This window comes from Nakamurella panacisegetis, assembly GCF_900104535.1.
GTDB lineage: Bacteria > Actinomycetota > Actinomycetes > Mycobacteriales > Nakamurellaceae > Nakamurella > Nakamurella panacisegetis.
Genome location: NZ_LT629710.1, coordinates 3,114,531 through 3,133,269, shown reverse-complemented (window position 1 = coordinate 3,133,269; position 18,739 = coordinate 3,114,531). Strand labels below are relative to the sequence as shown.

The following is an 18,739-nucleotide window of genomic DNA, read 5'->3' as shown; positions in this document are numbered from 1 at the left end:
CCCTTTCCGTCGGCCCGCGGCGACTGTGCCGCTGCGGCCTGCACTCCATGATCCCCCACGGCGGCGGGCCGGCCGGGACGGGATCACGTCCGCCCGTCGCTGCCGGTGTGAGATCAATCCTGTTCGGCGGGCTCCCGCGGGGTGAATTGGGCGGCCTTGGCCCGGAGCGCGGCCACCGCGGCCCCGGGATCGGCCATTCCGTAGACGGCCGAACCGGCCACGAAACAGTCGGCCCCGGCCTCGGCGGCCTGCTCGATGGTCTGCAGATCGATGCCCCCGTCGACCTGGACGATCAGTGTGAGGTGCCCGGTCTGCACCATCTTCCGGGCCCGGCTGACCTTCTCGAGCATCTCCGGCATGAACGACTGGCCACCGAATCCGGGCTCGACCGTCATCACCAGCAGGGTGTCGTAGTGCGGGAGGACGTCGATCCAGTCCTCCAGGTCCGTGCCCGGCTTCAGGCTGAGCCCGGCCTTGGCGCCCGCCGCCCGGAGCTCGACCGCCATCGTGATCGGGTCGACCACCGCCTCGGCGTGGACCGTCACGTTGTAGGCGCCGGCCTCGGCGTAGGCCACGGCCCAGCGGTCCGGGTTCTCGATCATCAGGTGGCAGTCGAGCGGGAGGTCGGTCGCCTGCAGCAGCGACTTCACCACCGGCAGCCCGAGGGTCAGATTGGGAACGAAGTGGTTGTCCATCACGTCGACGTGCAGCCAGTCGGCGCCGGCGACGGCCGCCGCCTCGTCGGCGAGGCGGGCGAAGTCGGCGGACAGGATGCTCGGTGCGATCAGCGGGGCCACGCGCAACAGCCTAGGCGGTGGCCACCGGGCTGATCGGCCGTCGAGTGGAGGGATGGGTCACGCGCCGGCCGGGGTGCTGGGTCGACCGGCCTGAGAGCCGTCGACCGGAATGATATTCACGCTGTCAGGGCTCTGAAGCGTGAATATCATTCCGGTCGACGCGGAAGGGGGCGGGCGCGGAGGGGTCGGAAGGGGGCGAGCTACACAGCGCGCCGCATGAGCGCCAGGAACATCCCGTCGGTGCCCTGACGGTGTGGCCAGAGCTGGACCGTCGGGCCGGCGCCGAGGTCGGGCACGCCGGGCAGGTAGGGCCGCGCGTCGATCAGTTCGAGGTCGGCCGGGCGTCGCGCGATGACGCCCGTCGTCTCCGACAGGTGCGGCGAGCACGTGACGTAGGCGACCAGGCCGCCCGGTCGGACCAGCTTCGCGGCCGAGGCCAGCAACTCGCGCTGCAACCGGACCAGCGGCGCGACATCGGTCTGCTGCCGGCGCCATCGAGCTTCCGGACGGCGTCGCAGGGCCCCGAGACCGGTACAAGGCGCGTCGAGCAGGACCCGGTCGAACGCACCCTCGGGCAGGCCCGGATCCCGGCCGTCGGCCGTGTGCACGGCCACCGGCAACCCGGCCACCGCCTTGCGGACCAGCTCGGCCCGGTGCGGGGTGATTTCGACGGCGTCGACCCTGGCTCCGACCTGTCCGGCCCAGGCGCCGAGCAGGGCGGCCTTGCCGCCGGGCCCGGAGGCCAGGTCCAGCCAGCGTTCGTCCTTGCCGTCCAGCGGTGCGCCGGCCAGGGCCAGCGCGACCAGTTGCGATCCCTCGTCCTGGACGGCGGCCCGTCCGTCGACGATCGCCGAGATCCGCCCCGGATCGCCGGTCGGCAGGTAGACCCCGAACGGGGAGTACCTGGCCCGGTCCCCGGCGGCCGCGATCATCAGCTCGTCCTGGCTGATCCGGCCCGGTTTCGCCAGCAGGTGGACCTGGGGCGCGACGTCATTGGCATTCAGCGCGGCCTCGAGTTCGGCCAGACCCGCCTCGTCGCCCTTGGCCCCGAGCGCGTCCTGCAGCGCGGCGGCGATCCATCGCGGATGGGCCGTGGCCAGCGCCAGGTAACCGAGCGGATCGGTCACGCGATCCGGACCGATCTCGGCGATCCAACCGGCCAGATCATGCCGAGAAATCTTGCGCAGCACGGCATTCACGAATCCTGCGGCACCCGGGTTGGGCCCGGCGCGGACCAGGTCGACCGTGACCGAGACGGCGGCGTGGTCGGGGATGCGGGTGTGCAGCAGTTGGTAGGCGGCCAGCCGGAGGGCGTCCAGGACGGGTCCGTCCAGGTCGGCCAGCGGCCGGTCACAGCAGGTCCCGATGACGGCGTCCAGCTGACCCAGCGCGCGGCAGGTGCCGTAGGCCAATTCGGTGGCCAGAGCGGCGTCGCGGCCGGACAGGCCGCGGTCGTTGAGGATCCCGGGCAGCGTCAGGTTCGCGTAGGCGCTGCGCGAACGAACCGCGGCCAGCAGATCGAGGGCGGCCTGCCGGGCGTGGTCGACGTCCGGCGGGCGGCGGGTCTGTGGACGGCGGGGCGGTCCGTCGCCGGCGCGCCGATCGGATCGTCCGCCGCGTGGCCCCTGGCTGGGGCGGCCGCGGCCGCTGGTCGTGCTCATCTGGTCTTCCTCAAGGTGCTTCGCTCTCTGCTTGCGTCGACCCCAGGACGTCGCCCGGAGCCGGGCGGACGCCGCGGGCCCAGTCGGCCGCGGCCATCTGCTTCTTACCCGTGGGCTGCACGGAGGTCAGCCGCACGGCGGTGGTGCCGGTGCCGACCAGCACCTGCTTCTTCTCGGCCTGGATCTCCCCGGCGGCCAGGCCGTTGACCCCGGTCGGCTCGACCGGGCCGATGACGATCCGTCCCCAGCGGGAGTCGCTCCAGGCGCCCGGGGCCGGGGTGACGGAACGGATCATCCGGTCAACGGCGACCGCGGGCCGGGTCCAGTCGACCTGGGCATCGGCCACCGTGATCTTGGCCGCGTGGCTGATCCCGTCCGGGCTCTGCTCCACCGCGCGCAGCGATCCGTCGGCGATACCGTCCATGGTCGCGACCAGCAGCCGGGCGCCGGATCGGGCCAGGCGGTCGAGCAGAGTGCCCGCGGTGTCGTTGGGGGCGATCGGTTCGGTGACAATGCCGTAGACCGGCCCGGTGTCCAGCCCGGCTTCCAACCGGAACGTCGTGGCGCCGGTGATGTCGTCCCCGGCGCGGATCGCGGCCTGGACCGGAGCGGCGCCCCGCCAGGCCGGCAGCAGGGAGAAGTGCAGGTTGACCCAGCCGTGGGTCGGGATGTCGAGGACGTCCGGACGCAGGATGGCCCCGTAGGCGACCACCGCGGCGGCGTCCGGGGCGAGTTCGGCCAGGCGGGCCACGAACTCGGGGTCACGGGCCGTCACCGGGGTCAGCAGTTCGATGCCTCGCTCGCGGGCCAGTTCGGCAACCGGTGACGCGGCGGTACGGCGGCCGCGGCCGGTCGGGGCATCCGGGCGGCTGATCACGGCGACGACGTCGTGGGCCGACTCGAGCAGAGCCAGCAGCGACGGGACGGCGGGCGCGGGGGTTCCGGCGAACACGATGCGCATGGCGACGTCCCTCCTTTTCGGCAACTGCACGCTGCGCCGGCGAGTGCGGGCGGTGCCCGAGAAGTCTACGTACGTCCGGTGGTGGTGCCGTCCGCGTCGACCTGCGGGTCGGGAGGGTCCGCGACATGCGGGATCATGGTGCTGCGCCACATGTCCGAGCGCACCCCCGGCTGCCCGCCGTCACGTCTCGCCCCGCACTCGCCGGCTCCGGCCGCTGGTGCGAATCCCTGGAGGATCGATGTCTGTATTCGCACCGGACGGCCGCCCGCTGGTCGGCCGCTACGTCCGACTGGATCGCGCGGTCCTGGCCGATGCTCCGGCGCTGTTCCGGGCGCTGGACGACGACCGCGTGTACGCCGGCAACTTCATGGGCGGCCCGTCGGCGCGTCCGAACACCGTCGAGACGATGGGCGCGGTGCTGGGGGCGATGCTGTCCACGGCCGGTCGCACCCCGTACACGGTGCGGTTGACCGGCGCCGGTGATCTCGGGCCGGCCGGCACCATCGTCGGCACGACCAGCCTGGGCAACCTGTCGCTGACCGACGAGCGGGTCCACCTCGGCTGGACCGGGTACTGCTCGGCGGTGTGGGGCACGCAGGTCAACCCGGAATGCAAGTTGCTGCTGCTGGAGCACCTGTTCACCGACTGCGGGCTGGGCCGGGTGCAGATCCAGACCGACGCGGTGAACAACCGGTCGCAGGCGGCCATCGAGCGTCTCGGCGCGGTTCGCGAGGGAGTGCTCCGCCGGCACATCCAGCGGGCCGACGGCACCTTCCGCGACACCGTCGTCTATTCCATCCTCAAGGACGAGTGGCCGGGTGTGAAGACCGGCTTGGTCGAGCGTCTCGCCTGAAGCAGCCTGGCTTCGCGGGCGACCGCGCCGGTCCCTGCCGGGCCGGGCCGGGCCGGGCCTGCCGGGCCGGGCCGGGCCGGGCCGGGCCGGGCCTGCCGGGCCGGGCCGGGCCGGGCCTGCCGGGCCGGGCCGGGCCGGGCCTGCCGGGCCGGGCCGGGCCGGGCCGGGCCGGGTCAGAACAGTTCGTCCGGATCGATCCGCAGGCGGAGCGACTCGTCGTCCTTGCGTGTCGACCGGGCCGCGGCGAGGGCCTTGATCTCCGCCGCGAGCTGACGCCGGCCGCTCGGCGGGACCCGGACCAGTACCCGCGCGGTGCCGACGGCCGGCGCCGGTCCGCGCGCCCGGGATCCGGTCGGCGGGGGCAGATCCTCGAGCAACACCGGCCCGAGAATCTCGCCGCCTTCGGGCAGCCGCAGACTCTCGGCCGCATGGGCGGCGACCGTCTCCTCGCCCTGCAGGGACGCCATGGCCACGGCCGGCGGGAACCCGAGTTCGGTCCGGGCGGCCAACTCGGCGGCGGCGTGACCGGCCGGATCCCACCGGATCAGCGCCTGCACGGTGGGCAGGGTGCTGTCCGCCCCGACCACCACTCGGCCGCCTTCCGCCGCCGGCACGACCAGGGCGGCCGCCGCCATCCACCGCCGCATGGCCTCCTCCGCGGCCCGGAGATCGGCCCGGCCCAGTAGCGCGTACCCGTCGAGCAGCAGGGCAGCGCCGTAGCCGCCGGTGGCCGCCGGTTCGGCACCCGGCGTGGCGACCACGATGGCCGGCTCGGCCGGGACGCTGGACCGGACGGTGTCGCCCGACGACGTGATCAGCTGGGCGCCCGGGAACGCCCGCCCGAGTTCCTCGGCGGTCCGTCGGGCCCCGACCACGCTCGTCCGGAACGTGCCGGAACCGCAGGCCGGGCAATTGAAATGAGCCTCGGCGACACCGCACCACCGGCAGGCCGGCAGCCGGTTCGAGCCGCCAAGGGCGAGCGGTCCGTGGCAGTGGCGGCAGCGGGCCGGGCGACGGCATTCGGCGCAGTTCAGGGTGGGCAGGTACCCGCGTCGCGGGACCTGGACCAGTACCGGCCGGCCCGCGGCGAGCGCTGCGCGTGCCGCTGCGAACGCGGCCGGAGTGAGCCGGGCCCCGGCCGCCGCCGAGTCGGCGCCGATGGCGTACTCGTCGCCGGCCGCCTCGATCCGCGGCGACCGGGCCCGGACCGTGGCCCGATCGGCAACGACGGGCCGCGCCCACCCGGAGGCCAGCAGCAGTTCGGCCTCGGCTGTGCGCGCGAACCCACCGACGACGAGGGCGCACGGCTGCGCGGCCGACCGCAGCATCAGCACCTCCCGGGTGTGCGGGTAGGGCGCGCGCGGCTCGGACAGGAGGTCGTCGCCGTCGTCGAACACGGCGACCAGCGCCAGGTCCTTGACCGGGGCGAAGGCGGCGGCCCGGGTGCCGGCCGCGACCCGCACGTCCCCGCGGGACAGCTTGAGATAACGGCGGTACCGCTCGGCGGGCCCGAGGTCGGCGGCCAGTGTGACGAACAGGGACTTGTCGAGAACGTCCAGAAGCGCCCGTTCCAACCGCTCCAGGTCGCGGGCGTCGGGAACGACGAGCAGCGCCCCACGGCCGGCCCGCGCTGCCGTGGCTGCGGCTTCGGCGAGCCGGGCCGGCCAGTCCTCCCCGGGCAGGGCCTGCCAGACCGCGCGCACCGGGCGGCCGTCCCGCACAGCGCTCAGGAACGCGTCACCGGCCTGGTAGAGCTTCCAGGCGGCGCGGTCGACGGGTGCGATCTCCGGCGGCGTCGGTGCCGGGCCCACCGGCTCCACGAACACCGGCTCGTCGAGCGGCGGCGGGGCAACGGCCTTGAAGCCCGACGTCCCCTCGGCCCGGGCATGACGGGGCGGCACCGCCAGACGCAGCACGTCGGCCATCGACCCGGCATACCGGTCGGCCACCGCCCGGGCCAGCTGGGCCACGTCCGGAGTCAGGATCGGCTCGGGTGAGACCACCTTCTCGATGAATCCGAGTTTGCCCTCGTGCTCGGAGGTGGCCAGCCGCTCGAGCACGTAGCCGTCGAGGAGGCGCCCGGCGAACCGGACCCGCACCCGCGTCCCGGGCTGGGCGGCATCGGAGTCGGAATCGGCCACCTGATAGTCGAACGGCCGATCCAGATGGGCCAGGGAGACGTCGACCGCGACGCGCGCAATGGGCAGCACGGACGCCGCCACCTTCGTGCCGGCCGTTGTGCGGCGGGTACGGGTGGAGGTGGGCGTCATGTGTCCTGGATATCAGACGAGGGCGACAGGTGGCCGGGGCGCAGGCCGCGCGGGGCGAAACCCAGGATCGTCGAATCGTGGTGCCACCGGCCCGGTTTCGTCTGCTCGGCGGGCGGCGTTTGGAGCGCGGCCGCCCGGGCATGGATCAACTTCGTCATTCTGGGACGCAAGTGACAAAAGTGATCAAGTTCGGCCATGCCTACGAAGTTGATCCATGCGCACCACGCGGCACCAGGCCGCGCCACGGGGCATGCGCACCAGGCCGCACCACGCGACCGCACGCGGCGCCACGCAGCAGCGCGCAGCAGCACGGGACGCGCGCGCCACGGACACGACGACGCCGGCCGATCCGTCCAGGTGGAGGGCGGGTCGGCCGGCGTCGGGGTGGAGCGGAAGATCAGTCGGGCCGGGATCAGAAGCCGAGGATGCTCTTGAGGGCGTCGACGCGATCCAGGTTCTCCCACGGCAACTCGACGTCGGTGCGGCCGAAGTGGCCGTAGGCGGCGGTCTGCGCGTAGATCGGGCGCTTCAGGTCGAGGTCGCGGATGATCGCGGCCGGGCGGAGGTCGAAGACCTGCTTGATGGCGTCCGCGATCTTGTCCGGGTCGACCTGCTCGGTGCCGAAGGTCTCCACGAACAGACCGACCGGGGCGGCCACGCCGATGGCGTAGGCGACCTGGACCTCGATGCGGTCGGCCAGGCCGGCGGCGACGGCGTTCTTGGCCACCCAGCGCATGGCGTAGGCCGCGCTGCGGTCCACCTTCGACGGGTCCTTGCCCGAGAAGGCCCCGCCACCGTGACGGGCCATGCCGCCGTAGGTGTCGACGATGATCTTGCGGCCGGTCAGGCCGGCATCGCCCATCGGGCCGCCGATGACGAACCGCCCGGTCGGGTTGACCAGCAGACGGTGGTCGGAGACGTCGATGTCCAGCAGCGCCAGCTCGGGGGCGACGACCTGCTCGGCGATGTCGACGGCGAGCAGCTGCTCGAGGTCGATGTCCTCCGCGTGCTGGGTGGACAGCACGACGGTGTCCAGGCGGATGGCGGTGTCGCCGACGTATTCGATGGTGACCTGGGTCTTGCCGTCCGGCCGCAGGTACGGAACAGCGCCGCTCTTGCGGACGGCCGTCAAACGGCGGGACAGGCGGTGGGCCAGCGCGATCGGCAGCGGCATCAGCTCCGGGGTGTCGGAGCAGGCGTAACCGAACATCAGACCCTGGTCGCCGGCGCCCTGCTGGTCGATCTCGTCCTCGGCGCCTTCGACGCGGGACTCGCGGGCGGTATCGACGCCCTGGGCGATGTCGGCCGACTGCGCACCGATGGCGACGTTGACCCCGCAGGAGGCACCATCGAAGCCCTTGGAGGAGGAGTCGTAGCCGATACCGAGGACGGTGTCCCGCACGATGGTCGGGATGTCGACGTAGGCCGAGGTGGTGACCTCACCGGCGACGTGGACCTGTCCGGTGGTGACCATGGTCTCGACGGCGACCCGGCTGTCACGGTCCTGAGCGAGCAGTGCGTCCAGGATCGAGTCGCTGATCGCGTCACAGATCTTGTCCGGGTGCCCTTCGGTGACGGACTCCGATGTGAACAGGCGTGAAGCCATACCAGGTTCTCCTAGGAGGATCAGCGGGCCCTGAGGACCCGCGGGTGCGAAACGTGCTTCGTTACTGGGAAAAGGTCGATGCCCCGACCGCGCTGAACGGCGGAACGCTGCGCTGACACTACGCGAATTGCTCCCGGTCGCCGCTATCGAGCCTTGTCAGACGCTCGGCGACGAGGTCACAGATAGCCGCGGCGAGGTCGATCTTCGGCCCGAACGCGACCTGCACCGGCTCGGATCCGTCGGCGGCCAGGATGGTCGCGGCGTTGTCCTCCACCTCGAACGCGCGGCCCGGCCCGACCCGGTTGACGACGAGCAGGTCGCAGCCCTTGCGGGCCAGCTTGGCCCGGCCATGATCGAGCACCGACCCGTTCTCGTCGCCCGTTTCGGCCGCGAAACCGACGATGACCGGACGTTGGCCGGTCCGCTGTGCCCCGAGCTCGGCCAGGATGTCCGGGTTCGTGAGCAGTTGGATCGGCGCCGGGCCACGGCCGTCCTGCTTCTTGATCTTCGATTCGACGACGGCGGCGGGCCGGAAGTCGGCGACGGCCGCGGCCATCACCACCGCGTCGGCCGATCCGACGTGCGCCTGCACCTGTCGCTGCAGATCGCGGGCATCGGTGACCTCGACCACGGTGACCCCCGGCGGTGCGGCCAGCGCGGTGTTGGCGGCGATGACGGTGACCTGCGCCCCGCGGGCGACGGCGGCCAGCGCGATGGCGAATCCCTGCTTGCCGGACGAACGATTGCCCAGGTACCGCACCGGATCCAGAGCCTCGCGGGTTCCACCGGCGGTGACCAGCACCCGGCGCCCGACCAGGTCCCGGGGCAACGCATCCGGTCGGCGCAGCAACAACAGCGCGGCGGACACGATGTGTTCCGGTTCGGGCAGCCGGCCCACCCCGGAATCGGCACCGGTCAGCCGGCCGACCGCCGGATCGAGGACGAAGGTGCCACGGCGACGCAGGGTGGCGACATTGTCGACGGTGGACGGATGCGTCCACATCTCGCTGTGCATGGCCGGGGCCATCAGCACAGGCGCCCGGGTGACCAATAGGGTGGCGGTGAGCAGGTCGTCGGCGCGACCAGCGGCGGCCCGAGCCAGCAGATCGGCCGTGGCGGGGGCGATCACCACCAGATCGGCCTCCTGGCCGGTGGCCACATGGGCGACGTTGTGCACGTCGGTGAAGACGTCGGTGGCGACCGGATGCCCGGACAGAGCCTCGAACGTGGCCGAACCGACGAACTTCAGCGCCGCCGGAGTGGGGACCACGACCACGTCGGCGCCGGCCGAGCGGAGCAGCCGGAGGATCTCGCACGCCTTGTAGGCGGCGACCCCGCCGGACACCCCCAACAACACCCGGGGTGGCGCCGCCGCATCAGAACCGGTCAGCGCGCTGCTGGGTGACGTACCCGGCGTAGGCAATGGATTCCCGCCCGACCGGGTGACCGGTTGGGTCACTCGCCTTCGGTGTGCTCGAGCAGTCCGGCGTTGATCTCGCGGAGCGCGATCGACAGCGGCTTCTCCTTGGGGAGCGGCTCGACCAGCGGGCCGACGTACTCCAGCAGGCCCTCGCCGAGCTGCGCGTAGTAGTCGTTGATCTGCCGCGCGCGCTTGGCGGCGTAGATCGACAGGCCGTACTTGGAGCTGGTGCGGGTGAGCAACTCGTCGATCGGCGGGTAGGTGATCCCGGCCGCGGCGATCTGCGAAGCCGTCATGGGTGCCGAAGGAACAGCTTCGGACTGGGTTCCGGACGCAGTGCTCACGGTGACAACTCCTTGGAGAATGTGGGACATCTTCCCGGCGGCCGTCAGGCCCACCGGCAGAGCAGGTTCGATCAGGTTCGATCGGCCGGGGCCGGCGAACAGGGCTCAGCCAGCAATGCTACCAAGCCGGCCGTTGCGTCCTCGACGCTCGTGTTCACCAGGGTGTGGTCGAACTCCGGCTGGGAGGCCATTTCGTCCCGCGCCGCCTCGAGCCGGGCGGCGGTGGCCGCCTCGTCCTCGGTGCCCCGGCCGACCAGGCGGCGGATCAGCTCGTCGAAGGACGGCGGGGCCAGGAAGACCAGCACCGCCTCCGATCCGAGGCCGGGGGCCTGACGGACCTGACGGGCCCCTTGCACGTCGATCTCCAGCAGCACGTCCTGGCCGGCCGCCAGGTGCTCCTCGACCGGCCCTCGGGGCGTGCCGTAGTGGTTGCCGGCGAAGTAGGCGTGTTCGAGCATCTGCTGGTCGGCGACCAGACGGCCGAACTCGTCGGCCGAGACGAAGAAGTAGTTGACGCCGTTGGTCTCCCCCGGTCGGGGCGTCCGGGTGGTGGCCGAAACCGAGTACCACAGTTGCGGGACGTCCCGCCGCAGTCGGGCCAGGACGGTGCTCTTGCCGACTCCGGACGGCCCGGACAGCACAAACAGTCGTCCGCGTCGCGGGCTGTCCGTCATCGAAGTCCTCTCCTAACGAAACCCGGTCGGGAAGCCAGATCTGGCTTCCCGACCGGGATGGTGTCTCACCTCTCCGTCGTCACCGCTGGGCGGTCGCGACGGAGGTCGACGTTGATTCAGGAACCGAACTCGGCCAGCAGAGCCTGGCGCTGGCGCTCGCCGAGACCACGCACTCGACGGCTGGCCGCGATCTCGAACTGCTCCATCAGGGCAGCCGCGCGCACCTTGCCGACGCCCGGGAGGGCTTCGAGAAGGGCGGAAACCTTCAGCTTGGCGAGCGCCTCATCGGTCTCGGCGTCGATCAGCACCTGCTTCAGGGTGGTTCCGCCTCGCTTCAGACGCTCTTTGAGCTCGGCGCGCACTCGACGGGCGGCCGCGGCCTTCTCCAACGCTGCTGCTCGCTGCTCGGGGGTCAACTGGGGCAGTGCCACTTCGGCCTCACTTCTCGTTTTGGGTGTTCTTGACGGACAGGAACTACTGGGAGAAAAACCTCCGGGCCAACCGGCAACCTATCGCCGGCAACGCAGCCGATCTTCCTTCACACTGGAGGTCCTCGCTGGGTTGACCAGCGCGGACACGTTCGAACCTACCCAGGCGGCAGGCCGCGCGGCAAACGGCACACCGGTCCGGCGCGCCTTCCCGGCCGCTGTGATACGCGACACCGTGCCTGCGGGCGGCTCCGCAACGCGAACAACCTACCGGACACGACGGCCGGGTTCGCGGGCGGGCGACCCAGGGAGGTCAGGCCCGCATCCGGGCCACCAGCGCGGTGTCGTAGTCGCCGGAGACGAACTCCGGGTTCTCCAGGAGTTCGGCGTGGAAGGCCAGGTTCGACTTCGGCCCGACGATGGTGAAACCTGCGACGGCCGCGCGGGCCAGTTCCAGAGCGGCCGGCCGGTCCGCTCCGTGCACGATCACCTTGGCCATCAACGAGTCGTACGACGGGGTGACCGTGGTTCCCGCCGTGTAGCCGGCGTCCACCCGAATGCCCTCGCCGGCCGGCTCGACCCATTCCCGGATCGCCCCCGGGCCCGGCAGGAACCGCTTGGAGTCCTCGGCGTTGATCCGTAGTTCGATGGCGTGGCCGGCGACGGCCAGTGCGTCAGGGTCGAAGCCGGGATCCTCGCCGGCCGCCACCCGCAACTGCGCCTCGACCAGGTCGATGCCCAGCACCGCCTCGGTGATCGGGTGCTCCACCTGCAGGCGGGTGTTCATCTCCAGGAAGAAGAACTCGGCCGGCGCGCCGTCCTGGGCCGGGGCCAACAGGAACTCGACCGTCCCGGCCCCGGTGTAGTCCACGGCCTCGCCGGCCTTGCGCGCGGCGGTGAGCATCCGGTCGCGCAGGTCCGGGGTCAGGGCCGGCGACGGTGTCTCCTCGGCGACCTTCTGGTTGCGCCGCTGCACCGAGCAGTCCCGCTCCCCCAGGGCCAGTACCCGTCCGTCGGCCAGGCCGAGGATCTGAACCTCGACGTGCCGGACCCGGGGGAAGTACCGCTCGACGAAGACCGACGCGTCGCCGAACAACCGTCCGGCGAAGGCGGTCACCTTCTCGTACTCGGCGGCCATGTTGGCCGGGTCGGAGACGACGGCCATGCCCATCCCGCCACCTCCGGCCGAGGCCTTGATCATCACCGGGTACCCGATCTCGGCCGCGGCCGCGGAGGCCGCCTCGGCACTGGTCACCGGATCCTCGGTGCCCGGCGCGACCGGGACTCCGGCGGCGGCCATCAGGTTGCGCGCCGCGATCTTGTCGCCCATGGCCGTGATGGCCGCCGGGCTCGGACCGACCCAGATCAGACCGGCCTCGACCACGTCGCGGGCGAAGTCGGTGTTCTCGGACAGGAATCCGTATCCGGGATGGATGGCCGCGGCGCCGGTGGCCTTGGCCGCGCTCAGAACCGCGGCCGCGTTCCGATAGGACTCGGCCGGACTGGCCGGCCCGATCAGCACGGCCTCGTCGGCCTCCAGCACGAACGGCAGGCCGGCGTCGACCTCGGAGTAGACGGCGATGGTCCGGAGCCCCATGCGCTTGGCGGTCCTGATCACCCGCCGGGCGATCTCGCCTCGATTGGCCACCAGGAGTGAGTCGAACATCGGGGAACTTCCTTCCAGACGGCGGCGCGGATGAACTCGGGTGCGGGGCCGCCCATCGGGTCAGGGCGGAGTTGACCCGGGCAACCGTAGTGGATGAGCGGGGTATTACCGATCCAGCGCGCGGGGGCGCCGAGGTGGTCCGTACCGCGCATCGACCCGCGCCTGCGCCGTCGACTCGACGACACGGTGCGGGTTCGAGACGGCGCGGACGGGCCGGAGGTGCGGCTAGGGGGCGACCAGCCCGTCGGTGGCGCGGAAGGCGGTGCCGGATCCGGTGATCGTCACGCCGCGGTCGTCGGCCGCGATCCACACCGAGCGGCCGCGCTCGACCTGCACCGATTCGCCGGTGCCGTCGGTCACGGTGGCGCTGCCGTCGACCACCAGGACCACCTGCGGGCCCTCGTGGGTGAGGTCAAGGGGCGTCGTCGACAGGGTCAGCCGGGACAGGCGGAATTCCGGGGCCGGGGTCCGGTAGACCAGCTCGCCCGGACGGACCTCGTCACCGGTGAGGATCTCGACGTCGCCGGCGGTGAAGTCCAGGACGCGCATCAGCTCGGGGACGTCGACGTGCTTGGGCGTCAGTCCGCCGCGCAGCACGTTGTCCGAGTTGGCCATCAGTTCCACACCGACGCCGGCCAGGTAGGCGTGCAGGTTTCCGGCGGCCAGATAGAGGGCCTGGCCGGGCTGCAAGGTCACCCGGTTCAGCAAAAGCGAGGCAAGCACCCCCGGGTCGCCGGGATAACGCTCCCCCAGCTCCAGTGCGGTCCGGTACTCCGTGGAGAACGGCGATCCGTCACGCACCAGACGGACGCACGCCGCGAGCACGGCGCTCAGCAGCGGCGCGAACGACGACGACGGGATGGTCAGGATCGAGGAGAACAGGGCTCGCACGCCGTCCCGGTCGGGCTGGCCGGACAACAGCGAGAGGTAGTGATCCAGTTGCGGCACCCCGAGATCGGCCAGCAATTCGACCGTCAACACCGGGTCGCGGAATCCGCACAGGGCGTGGAATTCGGTGAGCGCGCAGATCAGTTCAGGCTTGTGGCTGCCGTCCTTGTAGTTGCGCCCGCCGGCGGACATCGGTACCCCGGCCGCCTCCTCGGCGGCGAACCCGGACGCCGCCTGCGCGGCCGACGGGTGGGCCTGTAAGGACAGCGGCTCGGCCGCGGCCAGCACCTTGAACAGGAACGGGAGCCGGGGACCGAACTCGGCCTCCACCCGGTCGCCCAGCATCAGCACCGGCTTGTCGGCGATGACGTCGAGCAGCGAGCGCTCGTCGGCCGCGCCGAGCAGGACCGACGAGTCACCGGGGTGGGCGCCCATCCAGAGCTCGGCCTGGGGGTGCGGGGCCGGGCTCGGAGCTCCGATGAGCTCCGCGATCGCCGTTCTCGAACCCCATGCGTAGGGCCGGATCCGGTTGACCATCAGTTCCATGAATTCACGTCCTGCTCTCGTTCTCGCCGGTCTCCGACGGTAGCTGGCCGGACCGCCCACCGGGTCCCGCCGGAGCGGCCCAGACCGTCCGGAAAGTCGATCGGAACGAGCTGACCAGTGGCTATCCCGACGTAGACGGCCGCGAAATCCAGCCGCAGACACGCCGCAACGGCAGCGTCGAAGCTGTCGGCCGGCTGCCCGGCAGGAGCCGGGACGAAGGAGCCGGGTTCCCGCGCGGCGCGTTCGGGGTCGAGCTCCGGGACACCCGCCACGGCCGGCAGCGAATCGGCCGACCCGTCCAGGTGCATGGCTCCGGTGAAGGCCCGGATCATGGCGGCCAGGGCCATCCGTTCGGCCACCGAATCGGGATGGCGACCGGCGCCGGCCTCCGGGCTGGTGGACACCAGCAGAGGCTTCACCGACTGGGGCCGCTCGTCGTCGTCGATCGGGTCGGCGAACAGGTCCTTGGGGCCGGCGATCCGGCGCAGCAGCGCGGGCGAGGACGCGGCCTGGGCCGCCGTGAGGACGCCGGCCACCACACCACCGAGATCGGCCAGCGCTCGCGCGCCGTGCCCGGCCAGGGCGTCGGCCAGCGGATCGCACCCGATCAACAACCCGGTGCCCTCGGCCAGGTACTCGGCCAGGTTCACCCCAGGGTTGAGGAACGTCTCGGCCCCCGGATGGCAGGCCAACGCCGTGGCATCGAGCAGATCGGCCGTCCGGGTCAGCTCGACCGACGGACCGAGCCCGGCCAGGGAAGCCACGACCGCCAGCAGCGACCATCGGGCCGGGGCGGCCAGGGCCTCCGGCACGGCGACGGCCGGAGCGAACAGCGACGCGCCGGCCGCCTCGGCGACCGGCCCGTGTTCGGCCCCGCGGACGATCACCGTCGCGCCCCGACGCCGGGCGACACCAGCCGCCTCGGCGGCCTCCTCGTCGTCCGGATGGGCGGCCAGGACGACCACCACGTCGAGGGCGCCGACCCAGGGCGGCAACCGACGGGCGGCGACGATCGGCGACGGTGCGGTCCGACCGATCAGAGCGGTCAGGAAGCCGGTGTCGGAAACCGCATCGGCCCCGACGACCACCATCGCCCGGGGCCGTTCCATCCGCGGGAGCCCGACCACGCCGGCCAGCACCGAACGGACCTGAGCTCCGGCGGCGGCGACGGCCGGGAGCAGACCGGCCCGATCGGCCTGCGCAAGTTCCGGGTCGCGCAGGATGCCGACGCCGGCTGGCCCGCTCATGACGCCGGCGTACCGGCGCCAACGTCGCCGGGCTGGATCGCCTCGTCGAGCAGCAGCACCGGGATGCCGTCCCGCACCGGGAACACCCGACCGCATTCGGAACAGGTCAGCGCGGCTGCTTCGGGATCGCCCGGCGCCCCGATGACCAACGGGGCATGGTGCTCGGCCGGGCAGGCCAACACCTCGAGCAGCACCGGATCCAGTTGAACCGTCATCTTGCGCGCATTCCCTTCGTCGTCGAGCACCATTCGTCCTGCCCGGCGTCAGCCGGTCGCCCGGATCAGGGCCAACAGTTCGTCACGCAGCTCGGCCATGGCCGCCGGGGTCGCCGCTTCCACATTAAGTCGCAACAGCGGCTCGGTGTTGCTCGAGCGGACGTTGAACCAGGATCCATCCGGAAGGCTGACGGTCAGACCGTCGAGTTCGTCGATCTCGGCGTCATGCTGCGCGGCCCACACCCGAACAGCGGCCACCCGGCCCGGTGTGTCCTGCACGGTCGAGTTGATCTCCCCGGACGCGGCGTAGCGGTCGAACCGGGCCACCAGCTCGGAGAGTGTGCCCGCCTGGCCGCCGAGCGCAGCCAGCACGTGCAGCGCGGCCAGCATGCCGGTGTCGGCCCGGAAGAAGTCGGCGAAGTAGTAGTGGGCCGAGTGCTCACCACCGAACACGGCGCCCGTGCTGGCCATCTCCGCCTTGATGAACGAGTGCCCGACTCGGGTCCGGACGGCCTTGCCGCCGGACTCGGCGACGATCTGCGGCACCGCCCGCGAGGTGATCAGGTTGTAGAGAATCGTCGCCCCCGGGTGCTTGACCAGCTCTCGGGTGGCCACCAGGGCGGTGATGGCGCTCGGCGACACCGCCTGGCCCCGCTCGTCGATCACGAAGCAGCGGTCCGCGTCGCCGTCGAAGGCCAGGCCGATGTCGGCGCCGGTGCGGAGGACCTCGGCCTGCAGGTCGACCAGGTTGGCCGGCTCCAGCGGGTTGGCCTCGTGATTGGGAAAGTTGCCGTCGAGCTCGAAGTACAGCGGGTCGATCCGCAGGGGCAGGTCGCCCAGCACGGCCGGGACGGTGTACCCGGCCATTCCGTTGCCGGCGTCAACGACGACACGCAGCGGCCGGATGCCCTTCAGGTCCACCAAGTGGTTGAGGTAGGCCGCGTACTCGGCCAACACGTCGCGTTCGGTCACGGTGCCGGGCACCGCAGCGACCGGCGGGGCGGCACCGTCGAGCACGGCCTGCGCCTGATCACGGATCTGGGCCAGGCCGGTGGCCAGGGACAGCGGCACCGCCCCGGCCAGGCAGAGCTTGATCCCGTTGTAGCGGGCCGGATTGTGCGAGGCGGTGAACATGGCACCAGGCAGTCCCAGCGAGCCGGACGCGAAGTACAGCATGTCGGTCGAGCCCAGGCCGGCCATGACCACGTCGACGCCGGCAGCCGTCACGCCCTCCGCGAAGGCGCCGGACAACTCGGGCGAGGAGTCACGCATGTCATAGGAGATGACCACCGAGGCGCGGGACGGGCGGTTCGGCTGCTGCAGGACCAATGTCGCGAACGCGCCGCCCAGGGCGCGGGCGCCGGCGGTCGTGAGCTGCTCCCCGACCAGACCGCGGATGTCGTAGGCCTTGACGATCTGGTGCAGAACGCCGGTCGATGACGGGACGTCGGTCTGGGTCACTTCGGTTTCGCTCCTCAAGGTGGCTGCCCGGATTCGGGCCTCGCTGTCTTCGCGTCGGCGAATTCCGGTACCGCCGGGAGGTCGACACCAGCACTCGCAACGACCCCGACCCTACCGGGGGCGACGGACATCGGGCCCCGAACGACGTCACTCAGGGTGAATTTACAGTGACGGGTGCTCTCGCCGCTTCCACCCGGCGGCAACCGGGAAGGGACGGCGCTACTCGGCCGGGAAACGCAGAACGCGCAGGTGACCGCGGCGACCGGTGGTGACCGGCGACGGTTCGTGGGCCCGCTCCACCCGGCCCGCCTCGCGGACGGCGTCGGCCAGCGCTTCGAGGTCGTCGGAACTGCGGACGTCGTCGTCGAAATCGGCGTCGGGCCGGACCACCTCCCAGCCTCTGGGGGCGGTGAGGTGAACGGCGTGCCGTGAACACAGATCGTAGGAGTGCGGCTCGGCCGCGGTGGCCAACGGCCCGACGACGGCCGTCGACTCGGCGTAGGCGTACGTCAGTGTCGCGACTGCCGGTTCGATGCACCCGGTTCGCGAGCAGCGCCTGGATCTGACCACTCCGGGACAGTAACTCCTGACGTCGCCCGGCCCACCGCGGCGCGCCGGACCGACATCGCGAAACGCGCGGGTTCCGGGCCCGGCCCGGCGTCGTCACCAGGGGTGGGCGGGCGTCATAAGCTGGCTGCGTCATGGTCGAGTACAGAGCAGGTTCAACCGGAAGTCCGCTGCCCGACGTCCAACGTCCGGCGCCGGTCCGCAGCGGCCCTCCGGCCGGACGGCGGAAGCGTCGGGGGGTGCGGGATCGACGCGGTCGTGGCCTGCGCACCCCGCTGCTCCCGGCCGACCTGCCGGCCGCCCGGACCAGAGCGGAGCAGTTCGACCACGCCGTACTGGAGGCGGTGGCCGATCTCGAGGAGCGGTGGCCGACCGAGTTGGCGTCGATCGAGTTCGCCGTCGACGAGGTCCCGGCCCTGCCGGTCGGCAATGTGGTGCCGTCGTCGGACGTGGTACTCGACGGCGGGGTGCCGCTGACCCGGTTCTCGCCGCCGGGCGTCGATGCCCGGGGTCGGGCCACGAAGGCCAGAGTGGTGGTCTATCGGCGTCCGCTCGAGGTCAGGGCGGCGGACTCGGGCGATCTGAACGAACTGGTGGCCGAGGTACTCGGCGAACAACTGACGGCCGTACTCGGCGAGGGCAACGACGACCGGCCGGCCTGACCGGCGAACCACCCGGCGCGCGCCCCCTGCGCGTCACCCGGTGCGGGACTGCGGTGAACGGCTCAGCCGGCGCTGCGCTTGAGGCGACGGCGCTCGCGCTCGGACAGCCCGCCCCAGATGCCGAACCGCTCGTCATTGGCGAGGGCGTACGACAGGCACTCGGAGCGGACCTCGCAGCCGGTGCAGATCTTCTTCGCCTCGCGGGTGGAGCCGCCCTTCTCCGGGAAGAAGGCCTCGGGGTCGGTCTGGGCGCAAAGCGCCCGTTCGTGCCAGTCGGCCTCGTCACCGGTCAGCAGGTCGGTGCCGATCTCGGAGCCGAAGTCGACGGCCTGCACATTCTCGACGGACCTGCGCCCGAGATCGATGAAGACCTCGCCGGCGGAGGCATCCCCCAGGTTCGACACGTGTCGAGTCCTTTCAACGGTTTCGGTGCCGGACAGGCAACCGGGCAATGAATTTCAGCCCTCACCAGG

General features: G+C 71.8%; 19 protein-coding genes. 2 read left to right on the top strand and 17 right to left on the bottom strand.

What is annotated here, in order from left to right; all coding sequences use genetic code 11:
• Positions 1-113: 113 nt before the first annotated feature.
• The 3 genes from rpe to fmt form a co-directional block, all read right to left on the bottom strand.
• A complete protein-coding gene (gene rpe / locus BLS97_RS13905; protein WP_090482217.1) occupies positions 114-788 on the bottom strand; it encodes a ribulose-phosphate 3-epimerase in 675 nt (224 codons plus the stop codon).
• A 209-nt stretch (positions 789-997) separates the two neighbouring features.
• Positions 998-2,458, bottom strand: a complete 1,461-nt coding sequence (locus tag BLS97_RS13900; protein ID WP_090476791.1) for an RsmB/NOP family class I SAM-dependent RNA methyltransferase — start codon at positions 2,456-2,458, stop codon at positions 998-1,000.
• Positions 2,459-2,468: 10 nt separating this feature from the next.
• Positions 2,469-3,419: a methionyl-tRNA formyltransferase gene (fmt, locus tag BLS97_RS13895; protein WP_090476789.1), complete on the bottom strand. Its 951-nt coding sequence runs from the start codon at positions 3,417-3,419 to the stop codon at positions 2,469-2,471.
• 238 nt (positions 3,420-3,657) lie between these two features.
• Here fmt and BLS97_RS13890 point away from each other — a divergent pair, with 238 nt between their 5' ends.
• Positions 3,658-4,272, top strand: a complete 615-nt coding sequence (locus BLS97_RS13890) for a GNAT family N-acetyltransferase (protein WP_090476787.1) — start codon at positions 3,658-3,660, stop codon at positions 4,270-4,272.
• Positions 4,273-4,445: 173 nt separating this feature from the next.
• On the opposite strand, the gene BLS97_RS13885 is transcribed toward BLS97_RS13890, so the two are convergent.
• The 13 genes from BLS97_RS13885 to BLS97_RS13830 form a co-directional block, all read right to left on the bottom strand.
• On the bottom strand, positions 4,446-6,542 hold the full coding sequence (locus tag BLS97_RS13885; protein ID WP_172832276.1) for a primosomal protein N': 2,097 nt from the start codon (positions 6,540-6,542) through the stop codon (positions 4,446-4,448).
• Positions 6,539-6,700 carry a hypothetical protein gene (locus BLS97_RS22910; protein ID WP_157695418.1) on the bottom strand — a complete coding sequence of 54 codons (162 nt, stop codon included), beginning with the start codon at positions 6,698-6,700 and terminating at the stop codon, positions 6,539-6,541. Before BLS97_RS22910 ends, BLS97_RS13885 begins: the two co-directional genes overlap by 4 nt.
• A 254-nt stretch (positions 6,701-6,954) precedes the next feature.
• Entirely contained in the window at positions 6,955-8,148 is a 1,194-nt protein-coding gene (gene metK / locus BLS97_RS13880) for a methionine adenosyltransferase (RefSeq protein ID WP_090476785.1), read from the bottom strand.
• A gap of 118 nt (positions 8,149-8,266) precedes the next feature.
• Positions 8,267-9,538, bottom strand: a complete 1,272-nt coding sequence (gene coaBC, locus BLS97_RS13875) for a bifunctional phosphopantothenoylcysteine decarboxylase/phosphopantothenate--cysteine ligase CoaBC (RefSeq protein ID WP_090482211.1) — start codon at positions 9,536-9,538, stop codon at positions 8,267-8,269.
• Positions 9,539-9,603: 65 nt separating this feature from the next.
• Complete coding sequence (gene rpoZ, locus BLS97_RS13870) at positions 9,604-9,864, bottom strand: DNA-directed RNA polymerase subunit omega (RefSeq protein WP_090476783.1); 261 nt, start codon at positions 9,862-9,864, stop codon at positions 9,604-9,606.
• A gap of 119 nt (positions 9,865-9,983) precedes the next feature.
• Entirely contained in the window at positions 9,984-10,586 is a 603-nt protein-coding gene (gene gmk / locus BLS97_RS13865) for a guanylate kinase (protein WP_090476781.1), read from the bottom strand.
• Between the two features lie 116 nt (positions 10,587-10,702).
• On the bottom strand, positions 10,703-11,017 hold the full coding sequence (gene mihF / locus BLS97_RS13860; protein WP_090476779.1) for an integration host factor, actinobacterial type: 315 nt from the start codon (positions 11,015-11,017) through the stop codon (positions 10,703-10,705).
• 310 nt (positions 11,018-11,327) lie between these two features.
• The gene (locus BLS97_RS13855; RefSeq protein WP_090476777.1) at positions 11,328-12,680 is read right to left on the bottom strand and encodes an acetyl-CoA carboxylase biotin carboxylase subunit; all 1,353 of its coding nucleotides are present in this window, start codon (positions 12,678-12,680) and stop codon (positions 11,328-11,330) included.
• A gap of 225 nt (positions 12,681-12,905) precedes the next feature.
• Positions 12,906-14,114 carry a mannose-6-phosphate isomerase, class I gene (gene manA, locus BLS97_RS13850; protein ID WP_172832275.1) on the bottom strand — a complete coding sequence of 403 codons (1,209 nt, stop codon included), beginning with the start codon at positions 14,112-14,114 and terminating at the stop codon, positions 12,906-12,908.
• Complete coding sequence (locus BLS97_RS13845; RefSeq protein ID WP_090476775.1) at positions 14,105-15,361, bottom strand: hypothetical protein; 1,257 nt, start codon at positions 15,359-15,361, stop codon at positions 14,105-14,107. The genes manA and BLS97_RS13845 overlap by 10 nt, the downstream gene beginning before the upstream one ends.
• The gene (locus BLS97_RS13840) at positions 15,358-15,576 is read right to left on the bottom strand and encodes a Trm112 family protein (RefSeq protein ID WP_090482205.1); all 219 of its coding nucleotides are present in this window, start codon (positions 15,574-15,576) and stop codon (positions 15,358-15,360) included. Before BLS97_RS13840 ends, BLS97_RS13845 begins: the two co-directional genes overlap by 4 nt.
• Positions 15,577-15,624: 48 nt before the next feature.
• Positions 15,625-17,037 (bottom strand): phosphomannomutase/phosphoglucomutase, encoded by a 1,413-nt coding sequence (locus tag BLS97_RS13835; protein ID WP_231988102.1) that lies wholly within the window; start codon positions 17,035-17,037, stop codon positions 15,625-15,627.
• 219 nt (positions 17,038-17,256) lie between these two features.
• The gene (locus BLS97_RS13830; protein WP_090476773.1) at positions 17,257-17,607 is read right to left on the bottom strand and encodes a DUF3499 domain-containing protein; all 351 of its coding nucleotides are present in this window, start codon (positions 17,605-17,607) and stop codon (positions 17,257-17,259) included.
• A gap of 236 nt (positions 17,608-17,843) precedes the next feature.
• On the opposite strand from BLS97_RS13830, the gene BLS97_RS13825 reads away from it, so the two are divergent.
• On the top strand, positions 17,844-18,266 hold the full coding sequence (locus BLS97_RS13825) for a metallopeptidase family protein (protein ID WP_231988101.1): 423 nt from the start codon (positions 17,844-17,846) through the stop codon (positions 18,264-18,266).
• A 62-nt stretch (positions 18,267-18,328) separates the two neighbouring features.
• Here BLS97_RS13825 and BLS97_RS13820 read toward each other — a convergent pair whose 3' ends face one another.
• Positions 18,329-18,574 carry a WhiB family transcriptional regulator gene (locus tag BLS97_RS13820; RefSeq protein ID WP_231988540.1) on the bottom strand — a complete coding sequence of 82 codons (246 nt, stop codon included), beginning with the start codon at positions 18,572-18,574 and terminating at the stop codon, positions 18,329-18,331.
• Positions 18,575-18,739 lie beyond the last annotated feature (165 nt).

Excerpts from the sequence above, each read along its gene's own strand:
- BLS97_RS13845 (WP_090476775.1), bottom strand. The coding sequence starts at position 15,361 with ATGAGCGGGCCAGCCGGCGTCGGCATCCTGCGCGACCCGGAACTTGCG.
- manA (WP_172832275.1), bottom strand. The coding sequence starts at position 14,114 with ATGGAACTGATGGTCAACCGGATCCGGCCCTACGCATGGGGTTCGAGA.
- BLS97_RS13900 (WP_090476791.1), bottom strand. The coding sequence starts at position 2,458 with ATGAGCACGACCAGCGGCCGCGGCCGCCCCAGCCAGGGGCCACGCGGC.
- rpoZ (WP_090476783.1), bottom strand. The coding sequence starts at position 9,864 with ATGACGGCTTCGCAGATCGCCGCGGCCGGGATCACCTACCCGCCGATC.
- BLS97_RS13890 (WP_090476787.1), top strand. The coding sequence starts at position 3,658 with ATGTCTGTATTCGCACCGGACGGCCGCCCGCTGGTCGGCCGCTACGTC.
- gmk (WP_090476781.1), bottom strand. The coding sequence starts at position 10,586 with ATGACGGACAGCCCGCGACGCGGACGACTGTTTGTGCTGTCCGGGCCG.
- BLS97_RS13885 (WP_172832276.1), bottom strand. The coding sequence starts at position 6,542 with ATGACGCCCACCTCCACCCGTACCCGCCGCACAACGGCCGGCACGAAG.
- fmt (WP_090476789.1), bottom strand. The coding sequence starts at position 3,419 with ATGCGCATCGTGTTCGCCGGAACCCCCGCGCCCGCCGTCCCGTCGCTG.
- BLS97_RS13840 (WP_090482205.1), bottom strand. The coding sequence starts at position 15,576 with ATGACGGTTCAACTGGATCCGGTGCTGCTCGAGGTGTTGGCCTGCCCG.
- BLS97_RS22910 (WP_157695418.1), bottom strand. The coding sequence starts at position 6,700 with ATGACGAAGTTGATCCATGCCCGGGCGGCCGCGCTCCAAACGCCGCCC.
- metK (WP_090476785.1), bottom strand. The coding sequence starts at position 8,148 with ATGGCTTCACGCCTGTTCACATCGGAGTCCGTCACCGAAGGGCACCCG.
- BLS97_RS13855 (WP_090476777.1), bottom strand. The coding sequence starts at position 12,680 with ATGTTCGACTCACTCCTGGTGGCCAATCGAGGCGAGATCGCCCGGCGG.